Origin of the sequence: Paenibacillus sp. FSL P4-0081, assembly GCF_000758565.1 — a bacterium.
Taxonomy (GTDB): domain Bacteria; phylum Bacillota; class Bacilli; order Paenibacillales; family Paenibacillaceae; genus Paenibacillus_AQ; species Paenibacillus_AQ phytohabitans.
Genome location: NZ_CP009280.1, coordinates 3,310,007 through 3,324,170, shown reverse-complemented (window position 1 = coordinate 3,324,170; position 14,164 = coordinate 3,310,007). Strand labels below are relative to the sequence as shown.

The following is a 14,164-nucleotide window of genomic DNA, read 5'->3' as shown; positions in this document are numbered from 1 at the left end:
TTTTAGATATTGGTATTATTTTTGTCCCGGGATCAGCGGCAGGCGGATTCTAATGGCTGTCCCCTCACCAGGGACGCTTTTAATAGTAATCCCGTACTCTTCGCCATACATCAGCACCAGCCGGTCATGCACATTCTTGATTCCAATCCCGGTGAATAGCTGGCGCTTGCTCGCAGGCCCGGACATGGAGAGATCGGCTTCTCCGGTATCCATACCGTCTCCATTGTCAACAACCTCACAGAGCAGGGAACCGGCATCCTGGGAGATGAGGATATGAATATACCCGCCGCTTTTCTTCGTAAACGCATGGAAAAAAGCATTCTCAATAAACGGCTGAATGATCAGCTTCGGCAGATGGAAGTCCATACAGTCCGGGGAGATGAAGAAATTCACTCTGATCCGTTCCCCGTAGCGTACATGGTTGATAAACACATAGGACTTCAGATTCTCCAGCTCCTGCGCCACCGTGATGCTCTCACTGACGTTACTCAGCGCATTCTGCAGCATGGAGATCAGGGCATGAATCGTGTGAACCGCCTTCTCTTGGCTGCCCTGCTGCACCAGGAAGTTGACCGAGGCCAGCGTATTATACAGAAAATGCGGGTTAATCTGATGCTGCAGGGCAGCCAGTTCTGCATTGCGCTGCTCCTTCTGGGTCTCGACCAACTTCTCTACATAATCATTCAGCTCATCAAGCATATAGTTATAGGCATGTCCCAGCTCCTGAAATTCAAAGCTGCCGGTTACCGTAATGTAATTATGGAAGCCCCGCTGGGTAATCTTGGACATCTGCCGGGTAAGCAGGGTTAGCGACCGGGTCAGCCTTCTGAAGATCAGGAACACGACGATCAGCGCTACGATGACGATGGCTGAGCAGATCAGCACCACCATTTTACCGTTGACCATCTGGCCGAGGGCCGTCTTTTTATCAATCAGATTCACAATATAGAAATCATATGAAGACAGATAATCCGCAATCAGAATGGAATCCGTGCCGCGGAAATCAACATTTTTGTAATCCAGCTGCTTCTCTTCGATCTCCTTGGCAAACCGCAGTAAATCCTCCGCCTGCTGGCCCATCAGATCACTGCGGTTGCTCGAGACAATGACTCCATCCCTGTTCAGAATCGCCACATCATTCCCGGTACTGACAAAACTCGCATAGAAGGGGCGGAAGTCCTGCTCATGAATGGTAAAATACAAGGTTCCATAAATATCGCCTGTTGTGCGTTCCATGAGCGCTTTGCTGGCTACGATCACAGCCTCTTTCTGCGGGGAATCCTTGCTGCTCTCCTCATAGAACTGGTACATCAGCCGTTTCGGCTCTGCCAAGGTATTCCTGGTCAGCTCATGCTGCTGCAGTTCCTGGTCACTCATCAGCAGATTGTTCGTATTGGTGGAATAGCTGCGTCCGTTTTTGCCCATGATTTTGATCCCTACCTGGTAGGAGTCCAGAGTAGACTGGATTTTCTTCATCTGGGTCGTCATATTGTAATAGGTCCGCAGCACCCGCAGGGAATTCGAGTCCTCTTCCGTCAGGAAGCTCTTAATGGTGCCGCTCAGCTGTGTGTTGTTGGTTGCAGTAACGATGGAATAATGAAACGATTCGAAGCTCGCCTTAATCTGGCTGATCACCTTGGTATTCGTAATGCTGAAGGTGTTCATGAACAGCTTCTCCGACATGCGGACGGTGGTCCATGATGAAGCGATGGCTACAGCAATAATGCTGATCAGCATCACGATGAATATTTTGATGAACAGGCTGTGGAATTTGAAGCGGTCCCAATATCTGCGCATAGGCTCTACTCCTGTCCGTAATGCTGACGTCTGTAGCCGCTCGGGGACAGGCCGGTGTATTTCTTGAACACTTTGCAAAAATAGCTGTGATCGCCATATCCGACCATGCTGCTAATCTCGGAAATTGGCGCCTCGCCTGCCCGTAGCAATTCTGCCGCCTTGCCCGTACGGATCGTATTGAGATGCTCCTTGAAGCCCTCCTGGTTATAGGTCGTGAACAGACTGGACAGGTAGGAAGGGTTGAAATGAAAATGACGGGCCAGCTCCGTAAGACTCAGCGGCTCGGCGTAGTGCTCCTCCATATACTGGAGCAGCTTGGCCATATTGGCATTGCTCCCTGGTGTCAGTGCTGCCGATGAGGTCAACTCCATGACCCGGGCAAGAAAATGATCCAGAATCCGCACGGCTCCATCCGCAGAGCCCGCCTCATCTATGGCCCGGAACAGCCCGTATTTCCCTTCCTCCAGCTCTCCCAGGTGGCTGAACTGATTCGTCACATTGAAGATAATATTGCCGAGGAAGGACTTGAACTGAAACACATCCCCGTCATATTGCCGGCTTAGCACATCGACATGCTGATGCAGATCGCCGAACGCCTCCTCCAGCTGCTGGCGCTTCAACTGCTCCGTGAACTGGGTCAGGTTAAATTTGGGCAGCTGCGCTTCCCGCTGCGGCAGCTCATCGTGTACCAGCAGTACCTGATCCGGCAAAAAGAAGCGGTACTGCCTCAGCTTCAGAACACTCTCCTGATAGACCGCTGCCATCCCGCTAAGCGAACCAAAGGCCCGGCTGAGGGTCAGGCGCAGCTCAGGCTCTTGTCCCGCCAAGGCGTGGGCCAGCCTATTCACAGCCCGCAAGAGCGCCGGCCACTGCTCTTCTTGCAGGTTGACCAGCAGCAGTGCCGCGTTCGGCTCGCCGCCAGGAATGATGCACTGCACCAATCCTGGAACAGTCCGTTCCAGCTCCCCGGTTACAGCTGCGGTGATGGCTGTTAATGCGTCTGCGTCTGCGGCAACGTTAGCGTTAGTGGCACCAGCTGCGAGTGCAGCGCCATCAGCATCAACAGCACCGGCAGGTCCGGTCCGCCCGGTCTCCCAGCCGAGGAAGCTGAAGCAGTCCTGCGGAAGCTGCTGCTTCACGAACTCCTCGCCTTCGGGCTGCAACCGGTAGCCTGAGATCATACGGCTGAGCAGGGCATCCAGCCGCTGGGGTGCCGCTTCCGGCTGAACTCCAGATGCTGCGGCTCCCAGACCCGGGATACGTTCCCGGGTCTTCCGCAGCACCTGCAGCAGCGACCCGGCTTCCAGCTTCGGCTTCAGAATATAATCGGCCACCCCATTCTGGAAGGTGGAGCGCACATAATGGAACTCGCTGAAGCTGCTAAGCACGATTACCTCCGTAGCCGGATAATCCCGCTTCACTAGGCGTGTTAATTCCTCGCCGTCCATCACCGGCATCACAATATCGGTAATGATGATATGCGGCTGCAGGGTCTGCAGCGAATTCAGCGCTTCCTGCCCGTTGGCCGCTTCCCCTACAATCTGAAATCCTTCGCGTTCCCAGTCCAGCACATATTTAATCCCCTGCCGGACCAGAATTTCATCGTCCACAATCAGCACTTTGCATATTTGATTCACAGTTGTCCCCCGCCTTCTGTAGTCATGACCACTGGTCCGCCACTCATGAAGGGATTATAAAGCGCTGTCATCGGGATGGTCAAACGGTAATTTTGGGGGGAGAGGTGATAATGCGCTCTGGAGAAGAATATTAAGGCTACTACGGGGGATGAAATCTAATACAAAGTATAGCTTAGCGGGATAATTGTATTTCATACAGTTAAAAACGAGGCAAAGCCGGATTTTCCAAGTTTAACTGTATTCAGTACAACTAAAAATAAGAAAAGTGCTCCCTAAGAGAATAAGCAGGTTTTTAGTTGTAGAGAATGCAACTAAATTACATTTGGAACCCCAATCCTTCTTTTTAGTTGTATCAAATACAATAAAGCTGGAACGTGGACGTCCCAGCTTTACTGAATAATCCATTTATGACTGATTCGAAGGCTTCATCGAATCTTAGTCAGAGATGTATTTCCGAGGATCTCAATAATTGAATCTATAACAACCTGCGGGTTCTCAATATGTATGTTATGTCCGCTGCCCGACGCTTCAACCAGCCTCCCGTTGACTGACCAGTTCTTCAGATCATTTGCCGCTTCCAGGAGCTTCGCTCTGATTATTCTCTTCGTATCTTCTGAAGTCCCCGGATAGAATTCATTGACTACACCTGATTTGATGACAATCAAGGGAATATCTGTTGCGGGCAACTCCCTGACTTTCCGGTAACCATCCTGCACATTGGAGAATTCACTATGCATGGCCGCAATAGTCTTTTTTTGAAACGATGTCTTCCATAAAAGCGTCCGGGTCTGCTTTGAAAAGGGGCTAATGGTTGCAGAGAACCCGGGGAACTTTTTTAAGCTCGAAAGAATCTTCAATACTCCGATCTTAGACAGTACTTTTAATACAGAATAGAACTTAACAGCCATAAGCTGTCCCTTAACATGTTCTTCCGGAAAACGGTCTGTTATTTCATCTTCATGCATGGAATCAACCAGCACAACCCCTGCCACGAGCTGCGGATATTTCCCGGTAAACAGCCTTACATTTAATCCTCCGAAGGAATGACCCACAAAAATATAAGGCCCCTCAACTCCAGCCTGCAGCAGCAGCTCATAAAGCTCTGATATACACTGCTCATTGGTACGCGGGAACGGCCCTGGTTCACTCCATCCGTAACCTGCGCGATCATATACGATGACTTGTGTAACCTTGGCAACTTCGGGGGCTACAAGCGACCATAACAAGGCAGATGAACCACAGCCATGCTCAAATACCACGGGGGGCAGACCCTTATTGTTACCTTCGATAATGTTATACAATTTATGATTTCCTACGCTTGTGAGCTTCCCTCTACTCGTTTGCACCTTATCCACCTAATGCGAGCTCAAATGCTTACGGTAGCCCTCCACCCGCTCTTCCTTGTAGCCCATCTTCTCATAAAAAACATGCGCTTCCTTCCGCTTCTCTCCCGACACGAAGATAATATAGTAGCAGTCCCGCTCGTGGGCGATGTCTTCGAGGGCGGTCATCAGTTTTTTGCCAATGCCCTGACGGCGTGCACGCGAAGAGACCACTACATTCTCAATCACCATGAACGGGCGGCAATCCCCAACGAGGTCCTGGCAGACGATCCCCATCATAGAGCCCAGCAATTCCCCGTCTACAAAAGCACCCAATAATACATACCGGCTATCCTCCCGGATGGACCGGAATGCCGTCTCCAGCTTCACCGGATCTGTCGGTCCGCCAATCAGTTCTTCGTACAGCGTGTTTAGCGCCTTAAGCGATTCAATGCCGATTTCTTCGATTGTTACCATAGTCTGTGTGCCCCGCTTTCATATATTTGTGAATCCTTTAGTTCTTCTCATACAGAAATAACTGCCCATTGCGCGGAAAAAACATCCGTTCTGCCTTATATCCCCTGCGCCGGAGTTCCCTGTCCAGTACCTTCATGAACGCTCCATGGCTGACGATCAGCACACGTCCTTCCGGTGCAGCTGCTTCAGCTTCTGCCGCTAGAGAATCTATTACCATATGGGCACGCTGCAGAACAGCCGCTTTGCTCTCCGGTTGAGAGGGATGACCGGCAGTCCAGGACAAACGTGCAAGTACGAGCCAGCAGGAGAGAGGCAGACGCAGTCCGCTTAGCTTAAATTCACCTAACTGCAGGGCTGCTATACCAATTTCTCTTAGCTGCTCTGTATATACGAACTCTTGAGCATCAAAATAACTTGCCGTATGTACCGCTCTCACCTGATCACTGCACAGACAAATATCCCACTTCTGCATATTGCTCTTATGTCCCGGTTGCTGAATTGGGGCTGTCTCATATCCCTGTATCCATAGATTGAACTGCTCTCCAGTCAGCCAGGTCCGCTCCGGCTTGTGCTGCACTCTGAAATGCCTAACCAGCCCTAAGCTCATTCCACCGCAACCCTCTCTTTTTTCATCATGGGCAGCCTCTCCTAATCAGTTCCCCGTGGAATTAGCTCTTAATTGCCCTGCTTATCATTTTTGAGTTCAAACTCCTCACTGTGACCGTCCCATTCCACATTTACTTTAATGACGGAATCCTCCCGCTCAAATGCACCGGTTCCATCCCCTCCTGAATGCAGCATGTCGAGGCTAACGGGTCCTTCCTGAGTCCGACTGCCACCGCCACTTGTCCCTTTATAGCTGTATTTGAACTGTTTGATCTCTCCGAGGTCTGACTGTTCTCCTTTGTAATGAAGATCAAATGTATACCGTTTGCTGGTTTCGGAATCCTTCACGCGGTCATTTTAGATGATCAGCTTCTGGCTTGCTGTCTGCCCATATACAGCCGACCAGGTTTCACTCTCGCCTTTAAAAGTATAATTGAAATGAGTAGTTTCCGTATTGCAGGACGTAAGCAGCATAAGCATGACTCCGGGAAGCAGCAGCGCACGCACGATCTTCTTCATGTTTAGCCCTCTTTTCCATTGCTTATATTGTGAAAAAACAAGCCTGATCCGGTCATGCCGGGATTTACCGGGACATATGGTGCAGTACAGCCGCCACCCGTTCTTCCACTTGCATATCTCCTTCTAAACGTACAACATCACAATTCAGCCCCGCCATCCATTCCTCATGCAGCGCCAGGCTCCGGACCTCCGGTCCAGCCGTATCATAGAGCGCCGCCCACTCCATGAAGGTCTTCACATCCTCATATTTGCTTCCCCCAGGCAGCCCCTCATCGCCATATCGCTCATATTCCCTCGCCCGCAAACGTTCCAGCCGGAGCTGTTCAGGTATCCACAGGAAAATCACCAGATCAAAAGTATCGCGCAGCCCGTCTCCCCATCCGCAGACCGCACCGGATAGAATCCACGGCTCCTGCCGCTCCAAATCGGCCCGCAATCTGCTTAGCCGCGCTGCAACCGGAGTTTGCTTACTATATTTCTGCTCCCAGAAATAATCGTCACTGTCCAGATGAACATGCGGAAGCCTTGCCGCGAGCGCCTTGCCAAGTGTGGTAGTCCCCGCTCCGGAAGCTCCCATAATATGAATTCTGCGGTTCATAGCGCCTCCTGAATAATTGAATAGATGTTTTCAATTGTATATTTTACCATGTTGATGTTGGTCCGAACATAAGAACAGTTATCCAGTATATATTTTTCAAGATCATTTTTGCTATTAATATATGTAATTGGAATATCACAGCTTTCGTATTCAACTACTTCTGAATTCTTCACTTTCATATGTTTTTGCTCTTTTCTCAAATATTCTACAAGCCGATCGAATTCCCCCTTATCTCCACTAGTATTTCTAAAATCGTAATTTAATAAAATGTTAGAATCATTTAATGAATATTTTTTCAGCGCCTGAAAGAAGCTGTTCATGTCTGCAAACTTTGCTGTATTGACAACCGGATCTGAGCTCCAATAGGTGTATAATGAAACGTTGAATTCTTTGTCTCTAAACATTTCAAGATATCCTGTCCATTCGTCAACATACTTTTTCGGTTCTTGCGCTAACGTTGAACTCCCCAAATTGTCTTCATTAAATGAACTCACTGTATAGAAGAACTCATCTCTATTAAAATAATGGGAGATAATCCGGTCGAATCCTCTTTGGACAGGGAGATCATCCCAGTAAAATCGCTCACTTCCCCCTATATAGGCTTTAGTTGAAAATATGATGTCCGGCTCAGCCTCCGACGAGGCCTTCAGCGTTATCATTTGAAGAGGAGTGTTATAATTCACGGTTCCGCGTACTACCTTAAACGCTTCGCCATATTTGCTTTGGAGATACTGAATGGCAAGTTTACTTTCATGTCGATTGCTTACTTTGATCGTATCAATCAGCTGACTCAATCCCAAAATGAGGAATGGCCCAATCATAATAAGCAGTATAATGCTTGCGCAGCCGTATTTTCCGAATCCCGCTTGTTTACCATCTTTAGAAACTCTTCTTTCTCTTACCCGATAGTTATTGTCATCGTGCATCATAGACCTCCATATGCAACAGCCAGCTGATTATTGATTATCAGACGAATGGTACCACAGTAATACCGAGATATTTGTCGAAATTTGTTAATTTAACATAAATATCTCCGCAACCAACACAAAAAAGCCGCAAGCCATAGTGGCCGCAGCTTCATTTGCCTTGCCAGTATTCAAGTCGCTGTCCGGGTAAGCAATCTCCGCTCAGCTAATATCCGGCGGAATACGCCGCGCTATGCCGGTAGCGATGGCTGCCTGGATAACAGCAAGACGTACCTGCTCCACTACCTTTTCGTTAAAAATACTCGGAATAATGTACTGCTCATTCCGCTCATCCGGATGGACAACTGCAGCGATGGCCTGTGCCGCCGCCAGCTTCATCTCCAGATTCACGGTCTTCGCCCGGCAGTCCAGCGCTCCGCGGAAGATCCCCGGGAAACAGAGAACGTTATTAATCTGGTTCGGATAATCGCTTCTTCCGGTAGCCAGCACGCGGACAAAAGGCTCAGCCAGCTCCGGTTCAATCTCCGGGATGGGATTAGCCATAGCAAACACAATGCTGTCCGGCGCCATGGTCTGCAGATGCTTCACTTGAAGAATCCCTCCGCCGGATACGCCGATGAATACATCTGCCCCGCGCATCGCTTCGTCAAGACCTCCGCTCATATTCTCCGGATTCGTAGCCTCAGCCAGCCAGCTCCATTCGGAGTTGGTGTAGGTTACGTCCCGGTTCAGAATCCCTGCCCGGTCCACAGCATATATCTGCTTCGCCCCTGCTGCCAGCAGCAGACGGCAGATCGACACACCAGCCGCGCCGATGCCGACGACAACAATTCTGCAATCGGCTATAGCCTTGTCCACTACCTGGAGTGCATTCAGCAGACCGGCCAGCGCTACCACTGCGGTGCCGTGCTGATCATCATGGAAGACCGGAATGTCCAGCTCGGCTGACAGCCGCCGCTCAATCTCGAAGCAGCGCGGAGAGCTGATATCCTCCAGATTGATTCCGCCGAAGCCGGGAGCAACCGCTTTCACAATCCGGATGATTTCATCCGGGTCCTTCGTGTCCAGACACAGCGGAAAAGCATCAATATCCGCCAGCTGCTTGAACAGCATGGCCTTCCCTTCCATCACCGGCATCGCCGCCTCCGGTCCGATATCGCCAAGCCCGAGCACTGCGGTGCCGTCGGTAACGACAGCTACCGTATTTCTTTTCATCGTCAGCGAATAGGCCTTTGCGGGATCTTCGGCAATCGCCATACAGACACGGGCCACACCAGGTGTGTAGACCAGGGACAGATCCTCCCGGTTCTTGATCGGCATCTTCGGAGTAATCTCAATTTTGCCGCCGAGATGGGCCAGGAAGGTCCGGTCGGAGACGTTAATGACTTTTATACCCGGCATATTCCTAAGCACACTTATTATCTCTTCATTGGCCGCATCCTGCACATTTACTGTAAGATCCCGGGTTGTCACATCTTTACCACCACGGATGACGTCTATCGCCACGATATCGCCGCCCGCAGACGCGAGCCTTGCTGCCACATCCCCGAAAGACGCTTCAGACTTGCGGATCTCCAGCCGGATAATCATCGTTGTTGCAATTGACATAGAATATGCCTCCCTCATCAGACGAATCTAAGTCCAATATACTACAGTTCACAGATTGTACATAATAAAATCCAATCATACATAAGGGATAGGTGACTTATATGCTGTAACATTCACATTCGTCTATTTGATTATATAAATATATATTTCTTATTTCCCCCTTTACCGAAAGGCTTTGTTATACTTTGAACATCCATTTTAAAGATACTTAAACATCAGGAGGAATATCATTGGCAATTTCCGTTTCAGCATTAGATGAATACATTGAAAAATACATATCTTTTCTAATTATCGAAAAAAACCTTTCACCTAAATCTATCAAGGCTTATGTATCAGACTTAAACCGACTTCATAACTGGCTGAAAGAAAATAAAGTAGAGGCAATTACAAGCGATATCCTGCATAGCTACTTTCACAGCTTCAACAGCGCAGGAATCCTTAAGGATTCCACAATTAAGAGAAAATACATAACGTTTAAAGCTTTCTTTTTATTCTTAGTCCAGAAAAGCTGGATTGACCAATCCCCGCTCAACAACTTCGGAAGAAAATTCAAAACTGCAAAACGAATTCCGAAAACACTAGCCGTTGAAGAAATAGAACGATTGTTGCAATCACCTCTGAAGGACAGAGAACATTTTGCATCCCCTTTCCGTACCCGCTTATCTATTCGTAATGATGCCATTATCGATTTGTTATTTTCAACTGGAATCCGGATTGGCGAACTTGCACAAATTCAACTGGAAGATATTGATTTAAAAAATCAAGTAGTTATTATATTCGGAAAGGGACGCAAAGAGAGGTTGTTATATTTATCCAGCACTGAACTCATTGACAAACTCAACAATTGGTTAGCTGTAAGGGAGTTATTCCGTCCACAAAGCGATACTCTTTTTCTTAACAAATATGGTCAAGCTCTATCCATTTATGGTGTTGAAGATATATTTGCTAAGTACAGAAAGCTGGCCTGTATTAATGAAAAATCAACCCCACACTATCTCCGTCATTCATTTGCTACCCAGCTACTGGAGAATGGAGCTGACCTACGAGCTGTCCAGGAAATCTTAGGTCATTCTAGCGTGAGCACCACAGAAATATACACCGAAGTATCAGTAAAACGAAAGAAAGATGTACTTTCTCAATTTAATCCGCGCAACCGGCTTGAGACCTCCAAATAACTACGAATTATTTGGAGGTTATTATGACAGACAACATATTGGAAATTCAAGAATTAATCTCTCTTACAGAAAAGCATCAAGAAAAATTTGTTATAATATTTATTAATGGGGATAAAAAATACACTGAAGCTAATTCTGGATATTTAGAAAAAAAAGAAGCCGAAGAAATTATTAAAAGCTTTGAAATGACCTCCGAATGTTTCTACTTTTATAATAACCCTTCCACTTTTGTAGGCGATATTGTATTAAATAAATTCTTACATTATAAAAACAAATTCATTTTTCTTTATTCGGCTGCTCAAATAGGAGTAGATGTTAATCGTCGTTCTTTTATCCCTAACTTCGCGCAATTACATAATATTTTCAACTTAACTTGTGATAGTTACAGTTTATCTTTACTGCAGAATAAAGCACATTATTATGAGTTGGCAAAAAATTATGTCAATGTTCCAAAAACCTTTCTATTTAATGGAAAGGATCATAGTGTGTTTGAACAACTTACCAATCGTAGATACATTCTTAAACCTAATATCGAATGTTCGGCTAGAGGGGTAAAAGATATCATTTATAGTAATGGTTCCAAGAGTACAGTAATTGACCTGTATTTAGAATTTGTACAACCTATTCTAATTCAAGAATTTAAGGCAGGGATAGAAGTAGAAGTCCCTGTTATTGTAAAAAACGGAAAAGCCTTAGCCTTGCATCCAATAAGGATAAATAAAAAACATGAAATTTTATCTCAGGAAGAAGTGGATTATGAAAAATATTCTTTCGAAATATTATCAAATGAATATAATATCCAAAACATTCAAAGATCTGCTGAGAAAGTGATTACTACTCTGCAGAGCCAAGGACTTTGCCGTGTGGACTTTATTATTGATGAATTTGGAGAACCATGGTTGTTTGATATTGCTGCAATTCCTCTTATAACTGAACATAGTTCTTGCTACACTTCATTTGCTCATTCATTTCCTAATAATAAGCATGCTTTATACAAAGCTTTAATAGGAGCAAAATTGATTCAATTAATCTAATCTGCCCAGTAGGATATATCAGAAAATAAACCTAATCTTAAATAATTATCCACGCATTGCTTGCAATCTATGATTTCGTTAAGATTTAAAACATCCAAAACATGTAGTTGTTCACTTTGATTCTGATAGAGATTTTGTAATAATCTATTTCTCACTTTCAATAATCTGTTGTCAAAATATTTTATTTCACCTCCATCAATTAGAGTTAGACATTCATTTTCAATTTCCAGTGCGATGGTTCTCTCACCGTTCAAATATTTTGCAACCCCTAAATTCGTTTTTAACAGATACATATCATAAGGATCATCCGGGCTATTCTGTAAAGAAAGTTCAAGATATTCTATGGCTTTGTTAATGTTCTCTATAGTGCTAGTTGATAATAAGAAAATCGAATAATTAGAAATGCATATATACTGTTCGTGCATTTTATTCCTTATCCACTCCACTTCCCATACTTCTGAAGTATAGAAATTAACAGCAGATTCATCACCTTTGTTTCTGATGATTCTTAGCATGGTATCCATTTGATAGATAACACCCCAATTCGGGGTTAAATCTTTTTCTTCTATAAAGGCAATAGCTTTTTCTAACACTTGTAAAGCATTATTAAAGGGATCCTTCCAATAATTAGCTCCTGAATAATTACACGCAATTCCAAGGTAATTTTTTGGATACTTATGTTTATACTGTTCTAATATTAAATATGATCTTTGGAGTACAGGTATTAAATCTTGGGTATGTTCACTTTGGACCATTTCAATCTTTGAAAGAAGTACAGCTAATCTGATTTGCCAAAACTCAACGTATTTCGGAGATGTTTCAGATATTTTTTTCTGATATATTTTATATAGTTGATCAAAGATCTTGGTTGGGCTCTCTCGTTCATTAACTTTATTAGAATCTAAGATATCATTAGAAAGTACTAATATAGCCTCTTGTAGTCTAGTTGATAAATCTATATTAATATCATTTAAGGAACCTAATATTTTCTCCAGATGGGTAATATCCGCTTCGAAAATATGACGGTCACCTGTAGTTTTTCGATTTATAGATCTTGCCAGTGATAAAGCTCGAATATAGGAAAGCTCCGCTATAAATTCTACAGAAAAAGCGTAATAATTACCCTGTAAATTTTCTATAAAAGAATCCACAATGTGAAAAGCATTTTGATAGTTATGGTGTACAAACTGAGTAAAGACTTGTTCCAGTATCTCCTTAATTTCAAAACTCCCGGTACTTTCAATAAAACGTAATAATTGATTTGTAGTAGATGTAATCCCTTGTTCTCTCATTAATTGTGAATATGCAAGCATTGCGTTTTTCAGTGCAAGGTCAATATTCCCTATATGTACATAACTTAAATATTTCTCATAATACATAAAAGGAGCATTTCTTTCGAGAAAATCCAAATATATAAATGTACGGTCGTTATCACTTATATTTCTTAATTCTTTAGTTATGTACTCCAAATACTTATTGTGTAAAGAGACGTACTGTTTGTTATTAGACATCTCAATAAAATCAACTTTAATTAATGAATCTAGATTGAATTGAACATCATAAGTATGATTTTGTAATAAATACCCTTGAACATTATCCAATTTGATCCATCTATTTTCTGCGATTTCCCCATATAACAAAATAGTTTTTAGAATCAGTTTCTTATCTGTATCATTAACAATTAGACTATACTTTTTTTCAAAATCATTTTTTCGAAAATCATTAATTGACCGTTCCTCTTGGTTAGCTACAAATTCTCTTATGATTCCAATCGGAACGCCTTTAAAATTAGCAGGTTCAGTTAGATTTAATGTGTAGTAATCCTCATCAGTAAGGTCTTCAATAAGAACAGAATGATAACTGCTTTCTCTAAAAGCAGTCTTGTGTTCTAACGAATTCATCACTAGTAATATTTTTAAATTAGGCATTTTTTTATTAATCACAGAGCTCATAATATATTCGATAAAGGTAATGGACATTTGATCAACTAATTCAATATTATCTATAACGAGCAAAATTCTCCCTTTGTTTAGTCGTTCTAACAAGTAAGTAATATCTGGTGTTTGAATGAGGCCAACTAATCCATCAATTCCTTCTATGAAAGATTCCTGCCCCAAAAAAGAAGTAACAATTGAAGCTACTTCTTTTAAAGGCCCTTTTATCTTTCGCAATTTGGAGTACAAGGACGATTTCCTGAAAAGTTCTAAATCCTCGAATTTATTATCAATTCTTCCTGTAATTACATGTTTTTCATATCCATTCAATTGAAAATTCTCTATAATAGTTGTTCTTCCGCTTAATGAGGTACCTACTAAATTCACAATGCCTTCAATTTGAAATTTTCGCTTTAAAATATCTATTACCTTTATTTGAAATTTATATAATTCGGTTGTCATAGACTATAATAACCTCCAAATAATTCGTAGTTATTTGGTCATAAGTGAGCTGTTTAGGAAGACGTTCTT

Annotated in this window: 13 protein-coding genes; 2 read left to right on the top strand and 11 right to left on the bottom strand. The window is 44.1% G+C overall.

The window, feature by feature from the left end; all coding sequences use genetic code 11:
- Nucleotides 1–15: 15 nt before the first annotated feature.
- The 10 genes from P40081_RS13795 to P40081_RS13755 form a co-directional block, all read right to left on the bottom strand.
- Nucleotides 16–1,797 (bottom strand): sensor histidine kinase, encoded by a 1,782-nt coding sequence (locus P40081_RS13795; RefSeq protein ID WP_042136181.1) that lies wholly within the window; start codon nucleotides 1,795–1,797, stop codon nucleotides 16–18.
- 5 nt (nucleotides 1,798–1,802) lie between these two features.
- Complete coding sequence (locus P40081_RS13790) at nucleotides 1,803–3,434, bottom strand: response regulator transcription factor (protein ID WP_042136179.1); 1,632 nt, start codon at nucleotides 3,432–3,434, stop codon at nucleotides 1,803–1,805.
- Between the two features lie 425 nt (nucleotides 3,435–3,859).
- On the bottom strand, nucleotides 3,860–4,735 hold the full coding sequence (locus P40081_RS13785; protein WP_042136177.1) for an alpha/beta fold hydrolase: 876 nt from the start codon (nucleotides 4,733–4,735) through the stop codon (nucleotides 3,860–3,862).
- Nucleotides 4,736–4,789: 54 nt separating this feature from the next.
- Nucleotides 4,790–5,233 carry a GNAT family N-acetyltransferase gene (locus P40081_RS13780; RefSeq protein WP_042136175.1) on the bottom strand — a complete coding sequence of 148 codons (444 nt, stop codon included), beginning with the start codon at nucleotides 5,231–5,233 and terminating at the stop codon, nucleotides 4,790–4,792.
- Between the two features lie 37 nt (nucleotides 5,234–5,270).
- Nucleotides 5,271–5,840 (bottom strand): histidine phosphatase family protein, encoded by a 570-nt coding sequence (locus tag P40081_RS13775; protein ID WP_042136173.1) that lies wholly within the window; start codon nucleotides 5,838–5,840, stop codon nucleotides 5,271–5,273.
- A 68-nt stretch (nucleotides 5,841–5,908) separates the two neighbouring features.
- Nucleotides 5,909–6,187, bottom strand: a complete 279-nt coding sequence (locus P40081_RS13770; RefSeq protein ID WP_042136171.1) for a hypothetical protein — start codon at nucleotides 6,185–6,187, stop codon at nucleotides 5,909–5,911.
- 9 nt (nucleotides 6,188–6,196) lie between these two features.
- Nucleotides 6,197–6,358 carry a hypothetical protein gene (locus tag P40081_RS38455; RefSeq protein WP_156118603.1) on the bottom strand — a complete coding sequence of 54 codons (162 nt, stop codon included), beginning with the start codon at nucleotides 6,356–6,358 and terminating at the stop codon, nucleotides 6,197–6,199.
- A 64-nt stretch (nucleotides 6,359–6,422) separates the two neighbouring features.
- A complete protein-coding gene (locus P40081_RS13765; RefSeq protein WP_042136169.1) occupies nucleotides 6,423–6,956 on the bottom strand; it encodes an AAA family ATPase in 534 nt (177 codons plus the stop codon).
- The gene (locus P40081_RS13760) at nucleotides 6,953–7,885 is read right to left on the bottom strand and encodes a hypothetical protein (RefSeq protein ID WP_144026158.1); all 933 of its coding nucleotides are present in this window, start codon (nucleotides 7,883–7,885) and stop codon (nucleotides 6,953–6,955) included. The genes P40081_RS13765 and P40081_RS13760 overlap by 4 nt, the downstream gene beginning before the upstream one ends.
- 198 nt (nucleotides 7,886–8,083) lie before the next feature.
- The gene (locus P40081_RS13755; protein ID WP_042136165.1) at nucleotides 8,084–9,490 is read right to left on the bottom strand and encodes an NAD-dependent malic enzyme; all 1,407 of its coding nucleotides are present in this window, start codon (nucleotides 9,488–9,490) and stop codon (nucleotides 8,084–8,086) included.
- A 230-nt stretch (nucleotides 9,491–9,720) separates the two neighbouring features.
- Here P40081_RS13755 and P40081_RS13750 point away from each other — a divergent pair, with 230 nt between their 5' ends.
- Nucleotides 9,721–10,665, top strand: coding sequence for a tyrosine-type recombinase/integrase (locus P40081_RS13750; RefSeq protein ID WP_042136163.1), 945 nt, complete (start codon nucleotides 9,721–9,723; stop codon nucleotides 10,663–10,665).
- Between the two features lie 23 nt (nucleotides 10,666–10,688).
- Nucleotides 10,689–11,699, top strand: coding sequence for an ATP-grasp domain-containing protein (locus P40081_RS13745; protein ID WP_042136161.1), 1,011 nt, complete (start codon nucleotides 10,689–10,691; stop codon nucleotides 11,697–11,699).
- Here the strand turns inward: P40081_RS13745 and P40081_RS13740 are convergent.
- Nucleotides 11,696–14,095: a hypothetical protein gene (locus P40081_RS13740; protein ID WP_042136159.1), complete on the bottom strand. Its 2,400-nt coding sequence runs from the start codon at nucleotides 14,093–14,095 to the stop codon at nucleotides 11,696–11,698. The genes P40081_RS13745 and P40081_RS13740 overlap by 4 nt on opposite strands.
- Nucleotides 14,096–14,164 lie beyond the last annotated feature (69 nt).